The organism is Sporichthya polymorpha DSM 43042 (genome assembly GCF_000384115.1).
In the GTDB taxonomy this organism is placed as follows: Bacteria; Actinomycetota; Actinomycetes; order Sporichthyales; family Sporichthyaceae; genus Sporichthya; species Sporichthya polymorpha.
Window position 1 is genome coordinate 3,013,598 of the sequence record NZ_KB913029.1, and the last position, 24,346, is coordinate 3,037,943.

The 24,346-nt window shown below is 72.3% G+C and carries 22 protein-coding genes; 16 read left to right on the forward strand and 6 right to left on the reverse strand.

Annotated elements, in window-relative coordinates; genetic code table 11:
• Positions 1 to 741: 741 nt before the first annotated feature.
• Together sucC and sucD are read left to right on the forward strand one after the other, a co-directional pair.
• Positions 742 to 1,914, forward strand: a complete 1,173-nt coding sequence (gene sucC / locus SPOPO_RS0114760) for an ADP-forming succinate--CoA ligase subunit beta (RefSeq protein ID WP_019875625.1) — start codon at positions 742 to 744, stop codon at positions 1,912 to 1,914.
• Between the two features lie 27 nt (positions 1,915 to 1,941).
• A complete protein-coding gene (gene sucD / locus SPOPO_RS0114765) occupies positions 1,942 to 2,829 on the forward strand; it encodes a succinate--CoA ligase subunit alpha (RefSeq protein WP_019875626.1) in 888 nt (295 codons plus the stop codon).
• 104 nt (positions 2,830 to 2,933) lie between these two features.
• On the opposite strand, the gene SPOPO_RS0114770 is transcribed toward sucD, so the two are convergent.
• On the reverse strand, positions 2,934 to 3,626 hold the full coding sequence (locus tag SPOPO_RS0114770; RefSeq protein ID WP_019875627.1) for a hypothetical protein: 693 nt from the start codon (positions 3,624 to 3,626) through the stop codon (positions 2,934 to 2,936).
• Positions 3,627 to 3,795: 169 nt separating this feature from the next.
• Between SPOPO_RS0114770 and SPOPO_RS0114775 the strand changes: the two genes are divergently transcribed.
• Positions 3,796 to 5,301: a cell division protein PerM gene (locus SPOPO_RS0114775; RefSeq protein WP_019875628.1), complete on the forward strand. Its 1,506-nt coding sequence runs from the start codon at positions 3,796 to 3,798 to the stop codon at positions 5,299 to 5,301.
• Here the strand turns inward: SPOPO_RS0114775 and SPOPO_RS34385 are convergent.
• Positions 5,298 to 6,080, reverse strand: coding sequence for a hypothetical protein (locus SPOPO_RS34385; protein ID WP_156869903.1), 783 nt, complete (start codon positions 6,078 to 6,080; stop codon positions 5,298 to 5,300). The genes SPOPO_RS0114775 and SPOPO_RS34385 overlap by 4 nt on opposite strands.
• Before the next feature lie 186 nt (positions 6,081 to 6,266).
• Between SPOPO_RS34385 and purN the strand changes: the two genes are divergently transcribed.
• The 6 genes from purN to mdh all read left to right on the forward strand — a co-directional run bounded on the left by purN (position 6,267) and on the right by mdh (position 12,650).
• Complete coding sequence (gene purN, locus SPOPO_RS0114785) at positions 6,267 to 6,938, forward strand: phosphoribosylglycinamide formyltransferase (RefSeq protein WP_051098600.1); 672 nt, start codon at positions 6,267 to 6,269, stop codon at positions 6,936 to 6,938.
• Between the two features lie 22 nt (positions 6,939 to 6,960).
• Positions 6,961 to 8,517, forward strand: coding sequence for a bifunctional phosphoribosylaminoimidazolecarboxamide formyltransferase/IMP cyclohydrolase (gene purH, locus SPOPO_RS0114790; RefSeq protein WP_033385063.1), 1,557 nt, complete (start codon positions 6,961 to 6,963; stop codon positions 8,515 to 8,517).
• Between the two features lie 316 nt (positions 8,518 to 8,833).
• On the forward strand, positions 8,834 to 10,339 hold the full coding sequence (locus tag SPOPO_RS0114795; protein WP_028984795.1) for a hypothetical protein: 1,506 nt from the start codon (positions 8,834 to 8,836) through the stop codon (positions 10,337 to 10,339).
• A gap of 28 nt (positions 10,340 to 10,367) precedes the next feature.
• Positions 10,368 to 11,240 carry a bifunctional methylenetetrahydrofolate dehydrogenase/methenyltetrahydrofolate cyclohydrolase gene (locus SPOPO_RS0114800; protein ID WP_019875631.1) on the forward strand — a complete coding sequence of 291 codons (873 nt, stop codon included), beginning with the start codon at positions 10,368 to 10,370 and terminating at the stop codon, positions 11,238 to 11,240.
• A gap of 10 nt (positions 11,241 to 11,250) precedes the next feature.
• The gene (locus SPOPO_RS29705) at positions 11,251 to 11,568 is read left to right on the forward strand and encodes a DUF3017 domain-containing protein (protein ID WP_084671121.1); all 318 of its coding nucleotides are present in this window, start codon (positions 11,251 to 11,253) and stop codon (positions 11,566 to 11,568) included.
• 125 nt (positions 11,569 to 11,693) lie between these two features.
• A complete protein-coding gene (mdh, locus tag SPOPO_RS0114810) occupies positions 11,694 to 12,650 on the forward strand; it encodes a malate dehydrogenase (RefSeq protein ID WP_019875634.1) in 957 nt (318 codons plus the stop codon).
• 60 nt (positions 12,651 to 12,710) lie between these two features.
• Here mdh and SPOPO_RS0114815 read toward each other — a convergent pair whose 3' ends face one another.
• Positions 12,711 to 14,921, reverse strand: coding sequence for an NADP-dependent isocitrate dehydrogenase (locus SPOPO_RS0114815; RefSeq protein WP_019875635.1), 2,211 nt, complete (start codon positions 14,919 to 14,921; stop codon positions 12,711 to 12,713).
• A gap of 167 nt (positions 14,922 to 15,088) precedes the next feature.
• Complete coding sequence (locus tag SPOPO_RS0114820; RefSeq protein ID WP_019875636.1) at positions 15,089 to 15,985, reverse strand: hypothetical protein; 897 nt, start codon at positions 15,983 to 15,985, stop codon at positions 15,089 to 15,091.
• Positions 15,986 to 16,117: 132 nt separating this feature from the next.
• Here SPOPO_RS0114820 and trpS point away from each other — a divergent pair, with 132 nt between their 5' ends.
• Both trpS and SPOPO_RS0114830 read left to right on the forward strand, forming a co-directional pair.
• Positions 16,118 to 17,158: a tryptophan--tRNA ligase gene (trpS, locus tag SPOPO_RS0114825; protein WP_033385065.1), complete on the forward strand. Its 1,041-nt coding sequence runs from the start codon at positions 16,118 to 16,120 to the stop codon at positions 17,156 to 17,158.
• Positions 17,159 to 17,169: 11 nt separating this feature from the next.
• Entirely contained in the window at positions 17,170 to 17,709 is a 540-nt protein-coding gene (locus tag SPOPO_RS0114830) for a 2'-5' RNA ligase family protein (RefSeq protein WP_019875639.1), read from the forward strand.
• 6 nt (positions 17,710 to 17,715) lie between these two features.
• Here SPOPO_RS0114830 and SPOPO_RS29710 read toward each other — a convergent pair whose 3' ends face one another.
• Positions 17,716 to 19,029, reverse strand: coding sequence for a D-alanyl-D-alanine carboxypeptidase family protein (locus SPOPO_RS29710; RefSeq protein WP_245541717.1), 1,314 nt, complete (start codon positions 19,027 to 19,029; stop codon positions 17,716 to 17,718).
• A 137-nt stretch (positions 19,030 to 19,166) separates the two neighbouring features.
• Here SPOPO_RS29710 and SPOPO_RS29715 point away from each other — a divergent pair, with 137 nt between their 5' ends.
• The 5 genes from SPOPO_RS29715 (at position 19,167) to SPOPO_RS0114860 (ending at position 23,501) form a co-directional block, all read left to right on the forward strand.
• Positions 19,167 to 20,357, forward strand: coding sequence for an amidohydrolase (locus SPOPO_RS29715; protein ID WP_019875642.1), 1,191 nt, complete (start codon positions 19,167 to 19,169; stop codon positions 20,355 to 20,357).
• Positions 20,354 to 20,743, forward strand: a complete 390-nt coding sequence (locus SPOPO_RS29720) for a cytidine deaminase (RefSeq protein WP_019875643.1) — start codon at positions 20,354 to 20,356, stop codon at positions 20,741 to 20,743. The genes SPOPO_RS29715 and SPOPO_RS29720 overlap by 4 nt, the downstream gene beginning before the upstream one ends.
• Positions 20,740 to 22,026 (forward strand): thymidine phosphorylase, encoded by a 1,287-nt coding sequence (locus SPOPO_RS0114850; protein ID WP_019875644.1) that lies wholly within the window; start codon positions 20,740 to 20,742, stop codon positions 22,024 to 22,026. Before SPOPO_RS29720 ends, SPOPO_RS0114850 begins: the two co-directional genes overlap by 4 nt.
• A 77-nt stretch (positions 22,027 to 22,103) precedes the next feature.
• Positions 22,104 to 23,252, forward strand: a complete 1,149-nt coding sequence (locus tag SPOPO_RS0114855) for an adenosine deaminase (protein WP_019875645.1) — start codon at positions 22,104 to 22,106, stop codon at positions 23,250 to 23,252.
• 57 nt (positions 23,253 to 23,309) lie between these two features.
• On the forward strand, positions 23,310 to 23,501 hold the full coding sequence (locus SPOPO_RS0114860) for a hypothetical protein (protein ID WP_019875646.1): 192 nt from the start codon (positions 23,310 to 23,312) through the stop codon (positions 23,499 to 23,501).
• 71 nt (positions 23,502 to 23,572) lie between these two features.
• On the opposite strand, the gene deoC is transcribed toward SPOPO_RS0114860, so the two are convergent.
• Positions 23,573 to 24,346, reverse strand: a complete 774-nt coding sequence (deoC, locus tag SPOPO_RS29725; protein WP_019875648.1) for a deoxyribose-phosphate aldolase — start codon at positions 24,344 to 24,346, stop codon at positions 23,573 to 23,575.

The following is a 24,346-nucleotide window of genomic DNA, read 5'->3' on the forward strand; positions in this document are numbered from 1 at the left end:
CCGGTCACTCGGTGTTGGTACTCGTGCCGCTGAAGCGCAGTGCTGCGACTCCAGCAGTCCCGAACGGTAACGGTCACGCGGTCATGCACCCACGGCCACCCGGCAAAGAACGCTCAAAGTGACCAGGGGCCGGTGCTGAAGTTACCCGATGTGACTACCGGGGCCCCAGTCATGACCGTGTGGTGTGGACATGACGTGCAGAAGAGCAAAATCCACCCGTTCCGACACGCCGAGCTACCGTGAAATCTACCCACGTTCCGTAGCCGGCGACGGTCACTCTCTGCTTTCCGTGCCGATCCGAATCCGATCTGTGACCACCGTCCGCGGCCGGCGTCAACGCCGCTCCAACTCGCCCCGCGCGTCCTCTTGACTTCGCGTCCGGGTACGTCCCGGAGCGCCGGTTTCCTGTGGAAAGACCGTGGAGATCGCTCAGAGCCTTGACCCCGCCCCCGCGCCGGACGAACCTGCTGGCGCGGGGAGGCTCAGCCCGCCAGCGACCTTCGCTCGTGGCGCCGTTCACCGGCCGTCAAGGGCACAGGGACTCCTCCCCGCCCAAACACCTTCTGCGCGGCCGCCGGCCGCGGAGCGCTCGCAGCCGCGCGGCTCGCGCTCACGTCGCGACACCGCCGTTGTGCGGCGGTGATTCGGGTCTCTCCGCGGAACCCTGTGCGCGTCGGGTTCGTTAGGGGCGGCTAGTCTCGCGGCGGATTTGCCCCGAATACGTGAAGGAAGGGCCCCGCCGTGGACCTGTTCGAGTACCAGGCGCGCGACCTGTTCGCCAAGCACGGAGTACCGGTGCTGGGCGGCTTGGTCGCCGAGACCCCCGCGGAGGCCCGCGCCGCGGCCGAGAAGCTGGGCGGCCGCGTGGTCGTCAAGGCCCAGGTGAAGGTCGGTGGCCGCGGCAAGGCCGGCGGCGTCAAGCTCGCGGAGACCGCGGAGGAGGCCGAGCAGCTCGCCGAGCAGATCCTCGGCATGGACATCAAGGGCCACACCGTGCGCCGCGTGATGCTCGCCCAGACCGCGGACATCGAGACGGAGTTCTACTGCTCCTTCCTCCTCGACCGCACCAACCGCACCTTCCTGGCGATGGCCACGACGCAGGGCGGCATGGACGTCGAGCAGGTCGCCGCCGAGACCCCCCACCTGCTGGCCAAGATCCCGGTCGACGCGAACGTCGGCTGCGACGCGGCCAAGGCCGCCGAGATCGTCCAGGCCGCCGGCTTCCCGGCCGAGGTCGCGCCGGACGTCGAGGCCGTGCTGCAGAAGCTCTGGACCGTCTTCCGCTCCGAGGACGCGACGCTGGTCGAGGTCAACCCGCTCGTGAAGACCACCGAGGGCGTCATCATGGCGCTCGACGGCAAGGTCTCCCTCGACGAGAACGCCGGCTTCCGCCACGCCGACCACGAGGCGCTCGAGGACAAGAGCGCGGTCGACCCGCTGGAGCAGAAGGCCAAGGAGAAGGACCTCAACTACGTCAAGCTCGACGGCGAGATCGGGATCATCGGCAACGGTGCGGGCCTGGTCATGTCGACCCTCGACGTCGTCGCCTACGCGGGCGAGGCCCACGGCGGCGTGAAGCCGGCGAACTTCCTCGACATCGGCGGTGGCGCCTCGGCCGAGGTCATGGCGAACGGCCTCGACATCATCCTGGGCGACCCGGCCGTGAAGAGCGTCTTCGTCAACGTCTTCGGCGGCATCACCGCCTGCGACGCGGTCGCCAACGGCATCGTCCAGGCCATCGCGCTCCTCGAGGGCCAGGGCCAGACCGTGAACAAGCCGCTCGTCGTGCGCCTCGACGGCAACAACGCCGAAGAGGGTCGCCGCATCCTCAACGACGCGAACCTGTCCGTGGTCGAGATGGTCGACACGATGGACGGCGCTGCCGCCCGCGTGGCCGAGCTCGCCGCCCGCTGACGATCCCTCAGATCTAAGGACCTAGCTGTGGCAATCTTCCTCAACGAAAACAGCAAGATCGTCGTTCAGGGCATGACGGGTTCCGAGGGGCGCAAGCACACCCAGCGGATGCTCGACTCCGGCTCGAACATCGTCGGCGGCGTCACCCCCGGCAAGGGCGGTCAGAAGGTCGAGTTCAACGGCGCGGCGCTGCCCGTCTACAACTCGGTCGCCGAGGCGGTCTCCGACGGCGGCGCGAACGTCTCCGTCGTCTTCGTCCCGCCGAAGTTCACCAAGGGCGCGGTCATCGAGGCGATCGACGCGGGCGTCCCGCTGATCGTCGTCATCACCGAGGGTGTGCCGGTCCACGACACCGCCAGCTTCCACGCCTACAACCAGAGCAAGGGCGCCGCGTCGCGGATCATCGGCCCGAACTGCCCGGGGATCATCTCGCCCGGGAAGTCGAACGCCGGCATCATCCCGGCCGACATCACCAAGGCCGGTCGCATCGGTCTCGTGTCGAAGTCCGGCACGCTGACCTACCAGATGATGTACGAGCTCCGGGACATCGGCTTCACCACCTGCGTCGGCATCGGTGGCGACCCGGTCATCGGCACCACGCACATCGACTGCCTCGCCGCCTTCCAGGCCGACCCCGACACCGACGCCATCGTGATGATCGGCGAGATCGGTGGCGACGCCGAGGAGCGCGCCGCGGACTTCATCGCCGCCAACGTGACCAAGCCGGTCGTCGCCTACGTCGCGGGCTTCACCGCCCCCGAGGGCAAGACCATGGGCCACGCCGGCGCGATCGTCTCCGGTTCCTCCGGCACCGCCCAGGCGAAGAAGGAGGCCCTCGAGGCCATCGGCGTCAAGGTCGGCAAGACCCCGTCCGAGACCGCCCGCCTCATGCGCGAGGCCGTCGCCACGCTGTGACATCGGCGCGCTCCGCGCCCGTCAGCCGCAGAGCACTGAGCCCCGGTTCCCTCGAGGGAACCGGGGCTCACGCGCGTTCCAGGCCGCAGGGGGTGGCCGGGGCGTCAGTTCGCGGGGCGGACGACGTACCAGTTGCCCTTGAGGTGGTCGAACGAGGCGCCGGGGTTGGCAGCGCGGATCTCATCGGTGGGCCCGTCGACGAGGTAGGTGAACGCGGCGCCGGTGGTGCCGCCGAACGGGCCGGCCAGGTGGAACTGGGCGGCGCCGGCGCTGTCGCGGGTGACGCCGTCGACCCAGTAGGAGCCGATGCGGCCCGGGGTCAGACCGTCGGCGACGCCCTGGTCCCACTTCTTGGCCGTCGGGAGGGCACGCAGGGTCGACTCGAAGCCGCCCTCGGCCTGCATCCACCGCAGCTCCTGCGGGAGCTCCTCGTACTCGAGGCCGACCACGGCCGCGACCATCAGCGGCACACCGAGGAACGCGGTGGTCAAGGTGCGCCGCGAGACCGCGGCCACGAACCGGGCGAGGAACGCCACCAGGCAGGCGAGGCCCACCCAGGCGAACGGGTCCCCGGTCAGGTCGAGGCCGGTCGGGGAGCTGGCGGCCCAGATCACGCTGAGCGTGCCGGCGCCGCAGATCGCGGAGAAGGTCCAGCCCGGGGCGCCCAGCAGGCGCTCGGCGAGCGTGGGCTCGCGGTCGACGTCCTCCTCGACGACGAAGCTGGCCACCGGCGGGCGGGCCGGGGCGCTCAGCGCGGAGGACAGCGCTGGGGAGGTGGCATCGATGACATGGTCCACGCTTCCATTGAAGGCACCGGTGACGGGCGGTGAGGGGCGATCGTCGGAACGTCCCCCAAGGTCACAGATGTCCGTTCCGCAGGACGCGTGCGGTGATCACCGAGCGCGTAGTACGGAACACGTGGTGTCGGTGCGTGATCTTCACATCCGCGACGGTCACAGTGGACGAATGGTCAGTCTCGACGCCGGGCCGCGGCTTCGTTCCGCCCGTCCCGGATCCGGTCGGGAGACGCCCCGCCCGCGTTGGCTGCTCGCCGCGGGGGCCGGGGCCGCTGCCCTGGGGGCCGCGGTGGGGACCGCGCTGCTCTCGGCGATCACCGTCCTGCTCTGGGCGGCCGGGCCGATCGTCTCCGACGGCGTCAGTGCCGCGCCCTTCCGCGGGGCCGCCACGCTCTGGCTGATGGGTCAGCGCGCCCCCATCGAGAGCGGCACCTACGAGCTCGTGCTGCCGCCGCTGCTGATCACCGCGGTCGTGGTCGTGCTGACGGTCCGCCTGGCCGGCTGGGCCGCCCGCGCCACCGCGGCCCACGAGCTCGCCCCCGCGGCGATGGTCGGGGGCGGCGTCCTGCTCGGGCACGCCACCGCGGCCGGGGTCGCGGCCTGGGTGAGCGCCCGGGCCGGCGCCGGGGTCGACCTGTCCGACGCACTGCGGGCCGCGCTGATCCTCGGCGTCCCGTGCGTGATCGCCGGCGTTGTGCCGCAGACCTGGCCCTGGGCCATCGCCGTTGCCCGCGTCGGGGACCGGGTGCGCACCGCCGCCCGGGCCGCGGGATTCGGCGCGCTGGCTCTCGCCGCGGGTGGCGCCGCGGCACTGGTGCTCTCGCTGATCGTCCACGCCGGTGAGTTCTCGGACGTGCTGGGCCTCGTCGGCGGCGGCGTGAACGGCGGCGTCGGCGTCGTGCTGCTCTGCCTGGCGCTGCTGCCCAACGCCGTGCTGTGGGTGATCTCGCTGGCCGCCGGCCCCGGGTTCGCGCTCGGCGCCGACGGCGGGCTCAGTCTCACCGGGGAGATGCACGGCGACGCGCTGCCCGCCCTGCCGCTGCTCGCCGCCCTGCCGGGCGCGGGCCCGCTGCCGGGGTACGCGTGGCTGCTGGTGGCGGTCCCGGTCGGCGCCGGCGGCGTCGTCGGCTGGTTCGCCCGTCCGGCGGGTGGCCGGCGCCGGGGGTGGCGCGAGGAGCTCGCGACCGCCGCGGTGGCCGGGGTCGTCCTCGGCCTGGGCGCCGGCGTGCTGGCGGGCTTCTCCGCCGGTGGCGCCGGGGGCCGCCTCGACGAGTTCGGCCCGAACGGGCTGCTCGTCGGCGTCCTGCTCGCCGCGCAGCTCGCCGCCGCGGCCGTGGTCCTCGCCGCGGGCCGCATCGGCTGGGAGCACTACCGGCAGCCGATCGAGCGCGTCGCGGGCCGCACGATGATGCCGATGCCGCGGATCCCGACCCAGAAGCAGCCGGCCCAGAAGCAGCCGGCCCACAAGCAGCCGGCCCAGAAGAAGCCCGGGGCCGAGCCGAAGCCCGCGGCCGAGCCGAAGCCGACGGTGGAGCGCACCGCGGACGGCTCGGCCGGGACCCCGATCGAGGTCGTGGCGGCTGCTGACGTCGACGACCTGGCGGACGACGACGGCGCCGGACCGCAGTCCGACGCCGTCGAGGCCAATCCCGAGGACCAGCCCCGCGGCGACTAGCCCGCCGCCACCACGTCGGCCATGCAGTGCATGCCCTCGGCGACGGTGTGGGTGTCCTGGACGCAGTTCTGAAAGTCGGTCGCGGAGTACGCGGTGAACAGCCAGGCGGCGGCCGCGGTCCAGACCGTCGCGAGGATCAGGGCGATCACCCCGAGCGCGAAGCCGCCGCCGGCGCTGCCGGGGTTGCTGGCGAAGCCGTAGCGGGCGCGCAGGCGGCCCTTGCGACCGAGCACGATGGCGAGGACCGCGAACAGGAACGCCAGCGGGAACAGCGGGAACAGGACGCTGGTGAACAGGATGCTCAGGACGCCGAAGACCATCGCCATCCGCCCGGCGACGTTGCGCATCGGGTAGAGCGCGCCGGTCTCGGTCAGGGGCAGGCCGGTGACCGGGTCGTAGGTGGTGACGTCGGCGATGCCGGGCGCCGGGGCGGCCGCGAACGTCTGGGTCGCCTCCGGGCTGTAGGCCGGGGCGTAGGCCGACTCGTACGTGGTCGCCTCGTAGGTGGCGGCGGCCGGGGGAGCCGGCGGGGCCGCGGTGTAGCTGTCGTAACCCGTGGGCGCCAGCGGGTACGCCGGCGTGGGGATCGGCGCGGTGTGCTGGGGCGCATACGCCGGGGCCGGGGGAGTCGCCTCACCCGACGGGGACCGGTACCAGACGTGGTCCGAGCCGTTGGCCGAGCCGTTCAGCCGGGTGTCGCCCCCGGCGGTGGAGCCGCCGGAGTTCCACGCGCCGGATCCGTAGGAGTCGTTCCAGGAGTTCGATCCGCGCTCGTACATCGCCGAGTCCTTCCGCTGCCGCCGCTGCGTGTGTGTCGCGACCCGGAGGGAGGCCGCGATCATCCTGGCGGCGTCAGTGTGCGCCGATTCGGCCCGTTCCGTCCGGCGCTTTGCCATGGAGGTGAATTCCTCCTACCGGGGGCGGATATCGTGACCGGCGTCCGGAACGTGGAGTTCGCACCCCCGATGGCAGGAGCAGTCGCGCAGGTGGGAGTCTCGGCGTCCGGCTCTACCCCGGGGGCAGCCCGCCTCGTCGTGCTGGTCAGCGGGTCCGGCACCAATCTGCAGGCGCTGCTCGATGCCTGCGCCGACCCGGCGTACGGCGCCACCGTGGTGGCGGTGGGCGCGGACCGGACCGACATCGAGGGTCTGCGCCGGGCGGAGAAGGTCGGCGTGCCGACGTTCGTCTGCCGCGTCGGTGATCACCCCACGCGGTCGGACTGGGACGCTGCGTTGACCGCCGCGGTCGCGGCGCACGAGCCGGACCTCGTCGTGTCCGCCGGCTTCATGAAGATCCTGGGCGCGACGTTCCTGGACCGGTTCTCCGGTCGCTGCGTGAACACGCACCCCGCGCTGCTGCCGGCGTTCCCCGGCGCCCACGGGGTCCGGGACGCCCTCGCCTACGGTGTCCGGGTGACCGGGTGCACCGTGCACCTCGTCGACGCGGGCGTCGACACCGGCCCGATCGTGGCCCAGGCCGCGGTCGAGGTCCTCGACGACGACGACGAGGACTCGCTGCACGAACGCATCAAGACCGTCGAGCGCGGCCTGCTGGTCGAGATCGTCGGTCGCATGGCCCGCGAAGGATTCGTGCTGGACGGCCGCCGGGTGCGGTTCGGCACGGCAGCATCGAACTGATTGAAAACTGATGGAGACTCAGATGAGTGACGGACGGCGGCCGGTTCGACGGGCCTTGATCAGCGTCTACGACAAGACCGGTCTGACCGAGCTGGCCCAGGGGCTGCACGCGGCCGGGGTCTCCATCGTGTCGACCGGGTCGACCGGGTCGAGGATCGCCGAGGCCGGCGTCCCGGTGACGAAGGTCGAGGAGCTCACCGGGTTCCCGGAGTGCCTCGACGGCCGGGTGAAGACGCTGCACCCGCGCGTCCACGCGGGCATCCTCGCCGACCTCCGGCTCGAGGCCCACGCCGCGCAGCTCGGCGAGCTCGGCGTGGAGCCGTTCGAGCTCGTCGTCGTGAACCTGTACCCGTTCCAGGCCACGGTCGCCTCCGGCGCGAGCCCCGACGAGTGCGTCGAGCAGATCGACATCGGTGGCCCGTCGATGGTCCGCGCCGCGGCGAAGAACCACCCGAGCGTCGCGGTCGTCGTCGACCCGAAGCGCTACACCGACGTGCTGGCGGCCGTCGCCGAGGGCGGCTTCACGCTCGAGGCGCGCCGGCTGCTGGCCGTCGCCGCGTTCCAGCACACCGCCGAGTACGACGTCGCCGTCGCCTCGTGGCTGGGTTCGCAGTACAAGGAGGACCCGGAGTCCCCGTGGCCGAACTGGGCCGGCGCGACCTGGACCCGCTCCGCCGTCCTGCGCTACGGCGAGAACCCGCACCAGCAGGCCGCGCTGTACGCCTCCGACGCCGGTGGCCTTGCCGTCGCCGAGCAGCTGCACGGCAAGGAGATGTCCTACAACAACTACGTCGACACCGACGCGGCCCGCCGCGCGGCGTACGACTTCGCCGACCCCTGCGTCGCGATCATCAAGCACGCCAACCCGTGCGGCATCGCGATCGGCGCGGACGTCGCCGAGGCGCATCGCAAGGCGCACGAGTGCGACCCGGTCTCCGCGTTCGGCGGCGTGATCGCCACCAACGTCCCGGTCACCGCGGCGATGGCCGAGCAGGTCGCCGAGATCTTCACCGAGGTGATCTGCGCGCCCGACTTCGAACCGGCCGCTCTGGACATCCTGCGGTCGAAGAAGAACCTCCGCCTCCTCAAGGCCGCGCCGATCCAGCCGGGCCGCGCCGCGGAGTTCCGGCCGATCTCCGGCGGCGTGCTGCTGCAGACCATGGACAAGCTCGACGCCCCCGGCGACGCCCCGGCCAACTGGACGCTGGCGTGCGGCGAGCCCGCCTCGCCGGAGCAGCTGGTCGACCTCGCCTTCGCGTGGCGGGCGATCCGCTCGGTGAAGTCCAACGCGATCCTGCTCGCCAAGGGCGGCGCCACCGTCGGCGTCGGCATGGGCCAGGTCAACCGCGTCGACTCCGCCCGGCTGTCCGTCGCCCGCGCCGGGGAGCGCGCCGCCGGCTCCGTCGCCGCCTCCGACGCGTTCTTCCCGTTCCCCGACGGTCTCCAGGTGCTGATCGACGCCGGCGTCGCCGCCGTCGTCCAGCCCGGCGGCTCGGTCCGGGACGAGGAGGTCATCACCGCCGCCCGGGCCGCCGGGATCACGATGTACCTCACCGGGACGCGCCACTTCGCCCACTGACCGCGCCTTCCCAACCCCCACTGAAGATGTCATCTCCAGTGGGGGTTGGGAGGTCGTCACGGACGGTGACCGGCGAGGTCCGGCCGGTGGGGCCGTCCGGGGAACCGCGCCGGGACGGGTTCCGGGCCGTTCGTCGCCGCGGAAGGGACGGGGTGGCCCGGAGGGGTCGTCCGTTTTGTCCCCCCGACTAGGACGAACCGCTCGTCTTGCATCCTCCGTTCGTTCCATTCCGGCATGGCTGTCTTGCCGTCCGGCTACCTGGGCGTTTGTATGCGAATAGGACGCCGGGTGGGGAACTGCGGCGGGGGAGGAACGCGTGAGCAACGAGCGGTCGGAGCGCCGAGCCATCGTGACGGGGAGTACCGGAAACGGTGCGCTCGCGGGTGCGGTCGCGGGAGCGATCGACACCGCGGTCGACCCGGCGGCCGACGAGGCCGAGCGGCTCTTCGACTTCGGCCCGGACGTCGAGCTCCCGGAGACCGGCCCCCAGGCCACGCTCCCGCCCTGGATGGCCGACCCGGCCCAGGCCGGTCCGGAGGGCGCGCTGCCGTTCGCCGGCCAGACGATCTCGGCCCGGCTCGCGCCCGCCGCCCCGGACGTCCCGGCGGTCACCGCTGCGGCCGCCACGGCGGCTGAGACCGTCGAGGACCGGACCCCGGAGCCCGTCGCCGTCCCCACCTTCGCGCAGAGCGTGCCGGCCCCGCGCCGGCGCCGGAAGCCGCTGCCCGCCGACCGCGTCGTGATCGCGGCCCCGGCCGTGGTCGACGGCTCGCCCGTCGCCGCGGCGCCGGTGTCGGTGGCCCCGGTCGGCCCGGCTCCGCTGGTCCCGGCGCAGCGCACCGACGCGACGACGACCGCCCCTGCGGGCGGCGCCGACGCGCCGGCCGAGCCTCCGGCGAAGAGCACGGACGAGACCGAGGCGGAGCGCAAGCGTCGCCGCCGCCGGTGGATCGGGCTCGCGCAGGCGACCGCGATCATCGCCGTGGGCGCGACCGTCGGCACCTACGCCGCCGGTGGGCTCGGGTTCCTGGAGAACCGCGTCAAGGAGAACCCGCCGACCGCGGAGGCGAGCGCCTGGGTGCTCAACAACCTCGCCGGCGCCGGGTCGGTCGCGGTCCCGGCCTCGCTGGTCGACACGCTGATCCAGAACGGCCAGGACTCCGACGCACTGACGACCTACCCGGACGAGAGCACCGCGCCGCTCGACCTGGGCAAGAACTGCTGCTCGTTCCTCGTGCTGGTCGGTGGCCCGGGCGAGGAGCCGGGGGCCGGCGTGCCGGACTCGGTGCGTGCGTTGTACGACCGCTCGCGCCCGGCCGCGGTGTTCACCACCGACGGCGGCTGGACGCAGGTCCGCCAGGTGCTGCCCGGCTCGGCGGCGAAGGTCGCGGCCGACCTCAAGGCCGACCACGACGCGCTCGTCGCCACCGGCAAGTCGCTGATCGCGTCCGGGAAGGTCGGACTGTCCGACGCCGCCAAGACGCAACTGCAGAACGGCGAGGTCGACGCCCGCGTCCTGCTCGCGGTCGTCGCGGTCGCGCTGAAGCACAAGATCACGATCGCCTCGTTCCCGGCGTTGCCGGGTGAGACGGACGCCGGCATCCTGCACCGCTCGGTCGCGATCTCGAAGATCGACGGCGTCGCGGTCTCGGACGGGTCGAAGGGCGTGAAGTCCGTCAAGGACCTGCTCGCCGCGTCCACCGGGGTGTACCGCCCGGACGGGGCCGGGGTGCACGCAGTCGACGGCGTTCCTGCGCTCGAGCTCCGCTTCGACGCGCCGAGCCCGTTCGGCCTGCTGACGCTCGACGCCAAGAAGAGCTGACGCGGGCGGCGCCCCTAGGATCGAGGCCGTGACGGCGAAGATCCTGGACGGTAAGGCAACCGCGGCGGCGATCCGGGCGGAGCTCACCCAGCGGGTGGCGAAGCTTGCGGAGAACGGCATCACGCCCGGACTCGGCACGGTGCTGGTCGGCGACGACCCGGGCAGCCATTCGTACGTGGCGGGCAAGCACCGCGACTGCGCGGAGATCGGCATCGCCAGCATCCGCCGCGACCTGCCCGCGACCGCGACGCAGGCCGAGGTGGAGCAGGCCGTCGCGGAGCTGAACGCCGACCCGGCGTGCACCGGCTTCATCGTCCAGCTGCCGCTGCCGAAGGGTCTGGACGCGAACCGGGTGCTCGGTCTGATCGACCCGGACAAGGACGCCGACGGCCTGCACCCGGTGAACCTCGGCAAGCTCGTGCTGGGCGAACCGGCGCCGCTGCCGTGCACGCCGCGCGGCATCGTCGAGCTGCTCACGCGCTACGTCATCCCGATCGCCGGTGCCGAGGTCGTCGTGGTCGGCCGTGGTGTCACGGTCGGCCGGCCGCTCGGGCTGCTGCTGACCCGCAAGTCCGAGAACGCGACCGTGACCCTGTGCCACACGGGCACCCGCGACCTGGCCGCCCACGTGCGCCGGGGCGACATCGTCGTGGCCGCCGCCGGCGTCCGGGGCCTGGTCACCGCCGACATGCTGAAGCCGGGCGCGGTCGTGCTCGACGTCGGCACCTCCCGCTCGGAGGACGGCAAGCTCGTCGGTGACGTCGACCCCGCCGCGACCGAGGTCGCCGGCTGGATCGCTCCGATGCCCGGCGGCGTCGGCCCGATGACGCGCGCGATGCTCGTGGACAACGTCGTGCTCGCCGCGGAGCAGTCGGTTTCGCAGCGCGCCGCCGGGATCTGAGCCGACGGGCGTGAGCACCCCCGGCCGTCCGAGTCCGCGCCCGGTGCCGCGGTCCGTCGTGCGCCGGGTCGTGGCGGCGGAGTGGCCGCTGGTGTGCGTGCTCGCCGTCTGCACCGCGGGCGTGCTCGTCGTCCTCTCCGAGCACTTCCGGCGGGGGACGGTCCTGTTCGCCGGGGGACTGGTCCTCGCGGCCGGGCTGCGGGCTCTGCTCCCGTCCGAGTCGGCCGGGCTGCTCGTGGTCCGCGGCCGGCTCGTCGACGTCATCACCCTCGCGGCGTTGGGCCTCGGCGTCCTCCTCGCGGCGCTGGTGGTCCCGCCCCCCGCCTGAGGGGTCACCTGATCGCCGGGCTAGGGTTTTCCCGAGCAATCTCTTGACGCCAAGACAATAAGTGTGGGCGTCGTCGAGTGCTGTCCCCGAAGTTGTCGCCCCCGTTTGATGAAGGAGTGCTGGTCATGGCGCGCAAGGGCAAGGTCACTGTCGTCGGAGCCGGCTTCTACGGATCGACCACCGCGCTCCGCCTCGCGGAGTACGACATCTTCGACGAGGTCGTGCTCACCGACATCGTCGAGGGCAAGCCCGAGGGCCTCGCGCTCGACATGAACCAGTCCCGGCCGATCGAGGGCTTCGAGACCAAGCTGACCGGTGCCACCACCACCGCGGACGGCGACGGCTACGAGAAGACCGCCGGCTCGGACATCGTCGTCATCACCGCGGGCCTGCCCCGCAAGCCCGGCATGAGCCGCATGGACCTCATCGAGGTCAACGCGAAGATCGTGCGCGGCGTCGCGGAGAACATCGTCAAGCACTCGCCCGACGCCGTCATCGTCGTCGTCTCGAACCCGCTCGACGAGATGACCGCGCTGACCCAGCTCGCCTCGGGTCTGCCGAAGAACAAGGTCATCGGCCAGGCCGGCATGCTCGACACCGCGCGCTTCACGAACTTCGTCGCCGAGAAGCTCGGCGTCGAGGTCGGCGCGGTCACCACGCTGACCCTCGGCTCGCACGGCGACACGATGGTCCCGGTCCCGAGCGCCTGCACCGTCAACGGCAAGCCGCTCTCGGAGCTGCTCTCCGCCGAGGAGATCGAGGACCTCGTCGTGCGCACCCGCAACGGCGGCGCCGAGGTCGTCGCGCTGCTCAAGACCGGCTCGGCGTACTACGCCCCGTCGGCCGCCGCGGCCCGCATGGTCAAGGCCATCGCCGAGGACTCCGGCGCGGTCATGCCGGTCTGCTGCTGGGTCGACGGGGAGTACGGCATCTCCGGCGTGTACCTCGGCGTCGAGGCCGAGCTCGGTGCCGGCGGCATCAAGAAGGTCGTCGAGCGCGACCTCACCGAGACCGAGCTCGCCGCGCTGAAGGAGGCCGCCGAGGCCGTCCGCGCCAAGCAGGGCGACGTCGCGAACCTCTAGTCACCCCACAACGTCCGAAGAAGTGGCTGCAATTGCAGCCACTTCTTCGGACGTAAGGCTTTAAAGGCCGGCCAGGGCCTCGTTGAACGTGGCCGACGGACGCATCACCGCGGAGGCCTTGGCGTCGTCGGGGCGGTAGTAGCCGCCGATGTCGGCCGGGGAGCCCTGGACCGCGAGCAGCTCGGAGTTGATCGTCTCCTCCGAGCTCGCCAGGGTCTCGGCGAGGCCCTTGAACGCCGCGGCCAGTTCGGCGTCCTCGCTCTGGTTCGCGAGCTCCTGCGCCCAGTACAGCGCGAGGTAGAAGTGGCTGCCGCGGTTGTCGATCGAGCCGACCTTGCGGGCCGGGGACTTGTTCTCGTCGAGGAACGTCCCGGTGGCGCGGTCGAGGGTGTCGGCCAGGATCTGCGCGCGCGCATTGCCCGTCACGTTCGCGAGGTGCTCGAAGCTGACGGCGAGGGCGAGGAACTCACCCAGGCTGTCCCAGCGCAGGTAGTTCTCCTTGACCAGCTGCTGCACGTGCTTCGGGGCCGAGCCGCCGGCGCCGGTCTCGAACAGGCCGCCGCCGTTGATCAGCGGCACGACCGAGAGCATCTTGGCCGAGGTGCCCAGCTCGAGGATCGGGAACAGATCGGTCAGGTAGTCACGCAGCACGTTGCCGGTGACGCTGATGGTGTCCTCGCCCTTGCGGAGCCGCTCGAGGCTGAAGGCGATCGCGTCGACCGGCGCGAGGATCTTGATCTCCAGGCCCGCGGTGTCGTGCTCGGGCAGGTAGGCCTGCACCTTCTCGATGAGCTGGGCGTCGTGCGCCCGGTTCTCGTCGAGCCAGAACACCGCCGGCGCACCGGTGGCGCGGGCGCGGGTCACGGCGAGCTTCACCCAGTCGCGGATCGGGACGTCCTTGGTCTGGCAGGCGCGCCAGATGTCGCCGGCGCTGACCTCGTGCTCGATCAGCGTCTCTCCCGCGCTGTTCTTGACGCGGACGGTGCCGTCGGTCGGGATCTCGAAGGTCTTGTCGTGGCTGCCGTACTCCTCGGCGGCCTGTGCCATCAGGCCCACGTTCGGCACCGAGCCCATGGTGGCCGGGTCGTAGGCACCGTTCGCGCGGCAGTCGTCGATGACGACCTGGTAGATCCCGGCGTAGCTGCTGTCGGGGAGGACGGCGAGGGTGTCGTGCTCGTTGCCGTCGGGGCCCCACATGTGGCCGGAGGTCCGGATCATCGCCGGCATCGAGGCGTCCACGATGATGTCGCTCGGCACGTGCAGATTGGTGATGCCGCGGTCGGAGTCGACCATCGCGAGGTCGGGACCGTCGGCGAGCGCCGCGTCGAACGCGGCGCGGATCTCGGCGCCGTTGCTGAGCTTGTCCAGCCCGGCGTAGATGCCGCCGAGACCGTCGTTCGGGCTCAGGCCGGCCGCCGCCAGGTCGTCGCCGTACCGGGCGAACACGTCGGCGAAGTAGGCCTTCACCACGTGGCCGAAGATGATCGGGTCGGAGACCTTCATCATCGTCGCCTTGAGGTGGGCCGAGAACAGCACGCCCTCGTCCTTGGCGCGCTGCACCTGCGCGGTCAGGAACTCGCGCAGCGCGGCGACCCGCAGAACGGTGCCGTCCACGACCTCGCCGGCGAGGACGTTGAGACCCTGCTTGAGCACGGTGACCGAGCCGTCGGCGCCGTGAAGCTCGATCGTCAGGGTGTCGTCGGCCGGGAGCACGACGGACTTCTCGTTCGAACGGAAGTCGTCGGCGCTCATGGTGGCCACGTTGGTCTTGGAGTCCGAGCTCCACGCGCCCATGCGGTGCGGGTGCTTACGGGCGTAGTTCTTCACCGACGCGGGCGCGCGGCGGTCGGAGTTGCCCTCGCGCAGGACCGGGTTGACCGCGCTGCCCTTGACCTTGTCGTACGCGGCCCGGACGGCCTTCTCCTCGTCGGTCTTCGGATCGTCGGGGTAGTCCGGCAGGTTGTAGCCCTTGCCCTGCAGCTCGGCGATCGCGGCCTTCAGCTGCGGGATCGACGCCGAGATGTTCGGCAGCTTGATGATATTCGCGGCCGGCGTCTTGGCCAGCTCGCCGAGCTCGGAGAGCGCGTCCCCGATGCGCTGGTCCTCGGTCAGGCGGTCCGGGAACTGCGCGAGGATCCGGCCGGCGAGGGAGATGTCCCGCGTCTCGACCTCGACGCCCGCCTTGGACGCGTAAGCCTGGATGATCGGCAGGAACGAGTAGGTCGCCAGCAGCGGCGCCTCGTCGGTCTGGGTGTAGATGATCGTGGCCATGGGTGCGGAGCGCCTCCTGCGGTCGCCGACGTGCGTGCTGAACTTCCAATTAGCTTGAGGTCAAGATACCTGGGCGAGCGCCGGATCTGCGCACGGCCCGGTCAGGGCGGCACTTCCGACGTCCGAAGATGTGGCCGCTATCGCGACCACATCTTCGGACGTCGCGATCACGTGCGGCGCCCGGGGGACGACGGGACCGTTTCCCGGTCGGGATCGATCAGCATCGCTCCGGAGGGGACCGTCACGGACACCTCGGTCTGGAAGTCGGTCAGGTTGCTCTCGAAGCGTGCCCCCGCCGCTCGGTCGAGAAAGCCAGGCGGAAGGGCACCCGGGTCATCGAATTTCAGGCTGTCACCTGCCAAGCGGATCGCACGGGGCCGCCGCTCGGTGTCCAGATCCACCGTCAGCGTTGCCTCTCCGGGAACGGTCCAGGGATCGACGCCGACGTCGATCAGCACCCAACCGAGGTTGAGCAGCCGGAGCGCGACCGGCGCGGGGACGGTCGCGGTGACGGCATGGCCCGGAGTGATTGCACCACGATCGCGCGCCGACGTCGCTTGAGCTTCCCTCAGGGCCTCGAGCATGGGCGGAAACTTCTCGTCCGCGCTGCCTGGGTAGGTGTCATCCTCCGCGAGCCACCGGCCGCTCAACCGAGCCGGCCACTGAAACACCGAGGTGTAGAGGACTCCTTCGCTGAAGCGCAGATCCGCTGATACGGGCTTCCCGATCTTGCCGTCCGCAGTTCCGGAGCGCATCGTCGAGTCGGCCTCCCAGCGTCCTTGGCGCGCGTTGTAGAAGCCGCGCAGGTACCACCCGGCGATCTCGGATCCGAACCGCTGCGACACGGTCGTCTGAAACTGCGCAGTGCGGTTGCTCGTCGCCACCGCCAGGGCCTCGTCCAACAACGCCTGGGCCGTTCCGGGATCAATCGACGTCGTATCGGGAGTCGAGGACGGCGCCTGGGCCTGAGCGGGTGCTTCCGCCGGGTCGTCCGACCCGCAGCCGGCTGCGAGCACGAGGACGAGGACGAGCGTCGTGGCGCTGACGCGGCCGCGGCGGGGCATAGGGACAACCTACGCTGGGCTGGTGACACCGTTCCCCAACGGGTTCTCGCCCGCGGTGGGTGTTCTCGCGGGTCTCCGGGCCCGGATCAAGGCCGTCCCGCCCGATCCGGAGGGGCTGCAAGAATGGCGCCCATGTCGGCCCGCCGTGACACACCTCTTCGTAACGCTGATCGACCGCGGGTGCTGTCGGGGATCCAGCCGACCGCGGACTCCTTCCACCTCGGCAACTACCTCGGTGCGGTCCGCCAGTGGATCGGTCTGCAGGACACCCACGACGCGTTCTACTTCATCGCGGACCAGCACGCGATCACTGTCGAGCACGACCCGGCCCTGCTCCGGCAGCGGACACGGGTCTCGGTGGCGCAGCTGCTGGCGGCCGGCCTGGACCCGGAGCGCTGCACCGTGTTCGTCCAGAGCCACGTGCCCGAGCACTCGCAGCTCGCGTGGGTGTTCAACTGCCTGACCGGGATGGGCGAGGCCTCCCGGATGACGCAGTTCAAGGACAAGTCGGCGAAGGGCGGCACCGACCGCGCGACCGTCGGTCTGTTCACGTACCCGATCCTGCAGGCGGCGGACATCCTGCTCTACCAGGCCCACCAGGTCCCGGTGGGCGAGGACCAGCGCCAGCACCTCGAGCTCACGCGCGACCTCGCGCAGCGGTTCAACCACCGCTTCGGCGAGACCCTGCGCGTCCCGGAGCCGTACATCCTGAAGGCGACCGCGAAGATCACCGACCTGCAGGACCCGACGGCGAAGATGAGCAAGTCGTCCTCCTCGCCGGGCGGCATCGTCGAGTTGCTCGACGAGCCGAAGGTCTCCGAGAAGAAGGTGAAGAGCGCGGTCACCGACTCCGAGCGGGAGATCCGCTTCGACGAGGAGAACAAGCCCGGCATCTCGAACCTGCTGACGATCGCGTCCGCGCTGACCGGGACGCCGATCCCGGACCTGGTCGCGTCCTTCGAGGGCCGTGGCTACGGGGACCTGAAGAAGGAGGTCGCGGGCGCCGTCGTGGACTTCGTGACGCCGTTCCGCGAGCGCACCCACGGTTTCCTCGACGACATGGCGGGCCTCGACGCGATCCTGGCCGAGGGCGCCGAGAAGGCCCGGGCCGTCGCCGCCGAGACGCTGGCGCAGGTCTACGAGCGCGTCGGTTTCGTCCCGGCGAAGCACTGACGGCGGCCCGCATGAGTGCGAACTCCTCGCCGGTCGTCCGCACCATCGGCGTCGCGATCGCGATCCCCGAGCCGCACGGCTCGGAGCTCCAGGACTGGCGCGAGCACTTCGGTGACCCGCTGGCGCGCTCGATCCCGACGCACGTGACGCTGCTGCCGCCGACGCCGATCACGGAGGAGGACCTGCCGGGGGTCGAGTCGCACCTGCGGTCGATCGCGGCCGGCTTCTCCCCGTTCGGCATCCTGCTGCGCGGCACCGGGACCTTCCGGCCGGCGTCCCCGGTGGTCTTCGTGACCCTCGCCGAGGGCATCTCCGACTGCGAACTCCTCGAGCAGCAGGTCCGCAGCGGCCCGCTCGGGCACCGCGAGCTCGAGTTCGTCTACCACCCGCACGTGACGGTCGCCCACCACATCTCGGACGAGGCGCTGTCCCACGCGTTCGAGAAGCTCGCCCAGTACGAGGCCCGCTTCACCGTGTGGGGGTTCAGCCTTTTCGAACACGGCGCGGACGGGGTCTGGCGTCCGTTCCTCGACTTCGCGTTCGGAAGCTGACGCCGGTCAGTACCGGTAGGCGCCGTAGCGGCGGTACCGGCGGCGGTTCGAGAAGAACCGGGCCGCGCCGAGCATCATCAGGACCGCGACGAGCGCGGAGCCGGCGACCGCGGACCACCGCAGCGAGTCCTCGCGGGAGACGGGGGAGCTGTCGATGCTCGTGCTGCCGCCGCTGCCCGCTCGGCCACCGCTGGCCTCGCCCCGGTCGCCGCTGCCGACGACCGCGGGGCCCGGGTTGGAACCGACGGAGGTGAAGCCCTCGTCCTCGGGGGAGACGACCGATGGCGAGATCGGGTCGACGAGCTGGCCGACCGGCTCGATCTTCCCGGCGACGTCGAAGCCGTAGTTCAGCAGCGCGCCGGCTTCCTTGGTGATCTGGCCGAACGGCGTGTACATCAGCGAGGCGACGATGGTCTTCCCGTCGCGCTGGGCCGCGGCGATGATCGTGTTCTGCGCCAGCGTCGTGTAACCGGTCTTGACGCCGATCGCGCCCTCGAAGCCCTGCAGGAGCAGGCGGTTCTCGGTGTAGACCCAGAAGTCCTTCTTGGTCTTCGGGGTCGCGCTCGCCGTGCGGTTGCCCGGGAAGACGTGGCGCACCGAGGAGACGTAGTTCCGGATGTCGCGGCGCTGCAGCGCCGCGCGACCCCAGAGCGCGAGGTCGTAGGCCGAGGAGAACTGCCCGTCGGCGTCGAGGCCGCTCGGGTTCACGACGGTGGTGTCCATGGCCTGCAGGCGCCGGGCCTCGGCCTGCATCATCGCGACGCCGCGCTCGACGGTGCCGCCGCCGGCGCGGGCCAGCGCGTTCGCGGCGTCGTTGCCGGAGCGCAGCAGCAGCCCGTACCAGAGGTCGTCGACCTTGTACTCCTGCGGCGCGACCAGGCCGACGCGGGTGCCCTCCTGGGCCTCATCGGTGTGGTCGGCCTTCACCGTGGAGTTCGGGTCCAGGCGCGGGGCCATCGTCAGTGCGAGCAGCGTCTTGAGCGTGCTGGCCGGGCGATAGCGGCCGTGGGGGTTCTTGGCGGCAAGTACCTGGCCGGTGTCGGCGTCGGCGACGACCCAGGCGGCGGCGGTGGTCGCGGGGACGGCCGGGGCGCCCGGAGCCGCGACGATGCCGCGCTCGGTCATCCGCGGGCCGCCGATCGAGTTGGTCGCCGGGGGCTGCGGGGTCGGGGTCGGGGCGCCCTCGGGGGCGCCGATGGTGCCGGCGGTGGGGAGCGGGTTCGGGTCGGCGGCGACCCCGGTCGACGCGAGCAGCGCGGGCAGGACCAGACCGACCACGGCCGCGCTCAGGCCGAGGCGGCGACGACGGGCGGCTCTCACTTCGACTTCCCCCGAGCGGTGGCATGGTGCGGCAGCAGGTGTTACTCCCGAGTCAGCGTAGAGTCTGGTCGCCGCTGGGGTCGGTTACTTGACGATCTACGCAGCCGTGTTCCGGATCGGAGGGCAGCACACTCCTCATGTCGGTGCGGCTCGATCCCCGGATCACCCACGGGATGCGGAACGTGCGTCGCGACCTGCACGCCCATCCCGAGCTGTCGGGCGCGGAGTTCCGCACCACGGCCCTGGTCGCCGACCGGCTGGCCGCGGCAGGCCTGGCCCCGAAGGTGCTGCCCGGCGGAACGGGGCTGGTCTGCGACCTGGCGCCCGCGGGCGCCGCTGCCGGCGAGCGTGCGGTGACGGTGCTGCGCGCCGACCTCGACGCCCTGCCGCTGCCGGACGTGAAGGACGTGCCGTACCGCTCGACGGTCCCGGACACCTGCCACGCCTGCGGGCACGACCTGCACACCGCTGTCCTCCTCGGGGCCGGCCTCGTCCTCGCCGAGGAGCTGGCGGCCGGGGCGCTCCTGCGCCCCGTCCGGCTCGTGTTCCAGCCCGCGGAGGAGGCGATGTGGGGCGCCCGGGCAGCGATCGAGGCCGGGGCGCTCGACGGCGTCGGCCGCGCGGTCGCGCTGCACGCCGACCCGCGGCTCGACGTGGGGCGCGTGGGCCTGCGGGCGGGCGCGATCACCGGCGCCGCGGACTTCGTCCTCGTCCGCCTGACCGGGCCCGGCGGGCACACCGCGCGGCCGCACCTGACGGCCGACCTCGTCCACGCCCTCGGGGTCGTCGCGACGCAGACACCGGCGCTGCTCGCGCGGCGTTTCGACCCGCGGGCGGGGCTGCGGCTGGTCTGGGGCCGGGTCGCGGCGGGGTCGGCGGCGAACGCGATCCCGGCCGCGGGTGAGCTCGCCGGCACCGTCCGGTGCCTGGACACCGCGACCTGGGACGCCGCGCCCGACCTGCTCACCGGGATCGTGACCGCGCTCGCCGAGCAGCACGGCGTGACGGCCGAGGTCGAGGTCACCCGCGGCGTGCCGCCGTGCGTCAACGACGCCGACGTGGTGGCGGACCTCGAGTCCGTGCTGGCCGCCGAGCTCGGCGCGGACGCGGTTCTGGCGACCGAGCAGAGCCTCGGCGGCGAGGACTTCGCCTGGTTCACCCGGGCGGTGCCCGGCGCGCTCGTCCGCCTCGGCACCCGCGGCCCGGGCGCCCCGGCGACCGACCTGCACACCTCGACCTTCGACGTCGACGAGGGCGCTCTGGAGGTCGGGATCCGCACGCTGGTCGCGGTGGCGACCGCGCCTCCCGGATCGGGGGCGACCGCATGAGCGTCGACTGGGGGGCGTTGCGTGCGGCGGCGCACGCCACGGCGTCGGCGGCGTACGCGCCGTACTCCGGTCTGCAGGTCGGGGCGGCCGGGCTGACCGAGGACGGCCGGGTGGTCGTCGGCGTCAACGTCGAGAACGCCTCGTACGGGCTGACGCTGTGCGCGGAGTGCGGGATGGTCTCGGCGCTGGTCGCGGGCGGGCGCGCGCGGCTGCGGGCGGTTGCGGTCCGGAACGCCGCGGGGGACGTCCTCACACCCTGTGGGCGCTGCCGGCAGGTGCTGCTGGAGCACGGCGGGCCGGAGTGCCTGGTCGACACCGCCGGGGGCCCGCGACCCCTCGGTGATCTGCTGCCGGACTCCTTCGGCTCGGCGGACCTCCCGCGATGACGGCACCGGACGCGGTCTCGGTCATCCGCGCGAAGCGGGACGGCGGTGCGCTGACCGACGCTCAGATCGACTGGGTGCTCGACGCCTACGTTCGCGGCGAGGTCGCCGAGGAGCAGATGGCGGCGCTCGCGATGGCGATCTGCTGGCGAGGGATGGACCGGCGCGAGATCGCGCGCTGGACGGCGGCGATGATCGACTCCGGTCGTCGCGTCACGCTCCCGGGCCTGGACCGGCCGACGGTCGACAAGCACTCGACGGGCGGGGTGGGCGACAAGATCACGCTCGTGCTGACTCCGCTGGTGGCCGCGTGCGGGGCGGCGGTGCCGCAGCTGTCCGGCCGCGGCCTCGGGCACACCGGCGGGACGTTGGACAAGCTGGAGGCAATTCCCGGCTGGCGCTCTGATCTGACGAAGGATCAGTTCGAGGCCCAGCTGCGGGAGGTCGGCGCCGTCGTCGCCGCCGCCGGGCCGGACCTCGCCCCGGCAGACGCCCGGCTGTACGCGTTGCGGGACGTCACCGGCACGGTCGAGTCGATCCCGCTCATCGCCGCGTCGATTCTGAGCAAGAAGATCGCCGAGGGCACCGGTGCGCTCGTGCTCGACGTGAAGGTCGGGTCCGGAGCGTTCATGAAGACCGAGGATTCGGCCCGCGAACTGGCCGAGACGATGGTCGCGCTCGGCACGGACTCCGGCGTGCGCACCTCCGCGCTGCTCACCGACATGTCCGCGCCGCTCGGGCGAACCGCGGGCAACGCCCTCGAGGTCGCCGAGGCCGTCGAGGTCCTGGCCGGGGGCGGACCGGCGGACGTCGTCGAGCTCACGTTGGCGCTGGCGCGGGAGATGCTCGCGCTGGTCGGCCTCGACCGCGTGGATCCCGCCGACGTCCTCGCCGACGGGCGCGCGATGGATGTGTGGCGCCGGATGGTTGCCGCCCAGGGCGGGGATCCGGACGCCCCGCTGCCCGGCGCCGCCGAGCACCACGAGATCCGGGCCGGCCGGGCCGGTGTGCTGACCGGCGTCGACGCCTTCGACGTCGGGATCGCGGCCTGGCGCCTCGGGGCGGGGCGCGCCCGCAAGGAGGACCCGGTCTCGGCCGCGGCCGGAGTGACGCTGCGTCAGCGACGCGGCGACCAGGTGCGCGCCGGTGACGTGCTGGCCGTCCTCGCGACCGACGACGCCGCCCGGATCCCCGGCGCCGTCGACGCGCTCGCCGAGGCGTTCACGATCGACCCGGGCCCGGACCCGGGGCCGGCGCCGCCGCTGGTCCGCGGCCGGGTCGGGTAGTCCAGCGCCGAATTCTCGCGAACGCCGGATTCTCCCGAACGCCGGATCGAACGGCCCCGCACGACGTAACGTGAGTCATGGCAGCACGACACTCCGCGCAGTCGGGTGCGGCCTGGGACGACGACGTCGTCCGGCGCGCCCCGAAGGTCCTTCTGCACGACCACCTCGACGGCGGCCTGCGCCCCGCGACGATGCTCGAGCTGGCCGACGCCTGCGGGTATCCCGACCTCCCGCACTCCGAGCCCGAGGCCCTGGGGCGCTGGTTCGTCGACGCCGCGAACTCCGGGTCGCTGGAGCGGTACCTGGAGACGTTCGGGCACACCGTCGCGGTGATGCAGACGGCCGCGTCGCTGCACCGCATCGCCGCCGAGTGCGCCGAGGACCTCGCGGCCGACGGCGTCGTGTACGCCGAGATCCGCTACGCGCCCGAGCAGCACCTCGCCGAGGGCCTGACGCTGGACGAGGTCGTCGAGGCGACGCTCGACGGCTTCCGGGCGGGGGAGCGCGCGGCGGCCGCGGCGGGTCGGCGCATCCGCGTCGGTGCGCTACTCACCGCGATGCGGCACCAGGCGCGTTCGCAGGAGATCGCCGAGCTCGCGATCCGGCACCGCGACCACGGCGTGGTCGGGTTCGACATCGCCGGGGCCGAGGCCGGCTTCCCGCCCACCCGGCACCTCGACGCGTTCGAGTACCTGCAGCGCGAGAACTTTCACTTCACGATCCACGCCGGCGAGGCCTTCGGTCTGCCGTCGATCTGGCAGGCGATCCAGTGGTGCGGCGCCGACCGGCTCGGGCACGGTGTGCGGATCGTGGACGACATCGCCGGCGGCCGCGACGGTGAACCGATCAAGCTCGGGCGGCTCGCGGCGTACGTGCGGGACAAGCGAATCCCGCTGGAGATGTGCCCGTCGAGCAATGTCCAGACCGGCGCGGCCCCGTCGATCGCCGCGCACCCGATCGGGTTGCTGCGCGAGCTGAAGTTTCGCGTCACCGTGAACACCGACAACCGGTTGCTCGGCGGGACGACTCTGAGCCGCGAGTTCGGCCTGCTCGTCGAGGAGTTCGGCTACGGGCTGACGGACATCGAGTGGTTCACGATCAACGCGATGAAGTCTTCGTTCCTGCCGTTCGACGACCGCCTGCTCCTGATCAACGAGGTCATCAAACCCGGCTTCGCGGCCCTGCGCGCGGAGGCGGCGATGACGCGGGTGACCGGGCTAGGCTGAGCTCGCCGGACATCCGGTGACCCGCACGGCCGGGACCGAAGCGACGCAGGAGGCCCGATGGGCGAGCCGCGGAAGATGCCCGGTGGTGACCTGATCCGCAAGGCCACCCGCGTGACCACCGACACCGCCGTCGCCGCGACCGAGGTGCTCTCGATGTCGCTGCGGATGACCGGCCGCCTCGTCCGCAAGGTCGTCCCCCGCCGCGACGGCGACAGCGGCGACAGCAATCCGAGCCGCCCCGGCTGCTGACCTCGTAAAAAAAGGGTGACACCCCTTACTGCGCAGTAAGGGGTGTCACCCTTTCTTGACAAGGTGCGGCGTCAGGGGCGCCGGGCGGTGACGAGGGCGGTGACGAGGGCGTCGACGAGGGCGGAGGCGCCGATCCGGAACGTCGCGGGGGTCGCGGCGGCGCCGAGGGCGGTCTCGGCCTGCTCGAGGTAGGTGAGGGCGTCCGCGGGGGTCCGAACGCCGCCGGAGACCTTCACGCCGACGCGGCGGCCGCGGCGGACGGCGTACTCGCTCGCGGCGGTCCAGAGGATGCCGGCGGCCTCGGGAGAGGCGCCGGGGTGGCCCTTGCCGGTCGAGGTCTTCAGCAGGTCGGCGCCGGCGTCGAGGGCGAGGTCCGCGGCCCGGCGGATGCGCTCCGGGGCGCCGAGCGCACCGGTCTCCAGGATCACCTTGAGCCGGACGCCGGCGGACGCCGCGCGCACGGCCGCGACCTCCTCGAACAGCGCCTGCTCGGCGCCGCTCGCGAAGGCGACATGGTCGACGACGAGGTCGATCTCGGTCGCGCCGTCGGCGATCGCCTGCTCGGTCTCCGCGACCTTCTCGGCGATCGTGGCCACGCCGGTGGGGAAGTTGCCCGCGACGCTCGCGACCGCGACCGACGTCCCGGCGACCTCGGCGGCAGCGACCTTCACCAGCCACGGGTAGACGCACACCGCGGCCACCGGCGGGACGCCGGAGTCCGTGGGGTCCGGCCGCCGCGCGCGGGCGCACAGGGCGGCGATCGTCTCGGGGGTGTCGGTGAGCTCGAGGCTCGTGAGGTCGGTCAGGGTCAGCAGCTGGACGAGGCGCTCGCGGGGAAGGGACAC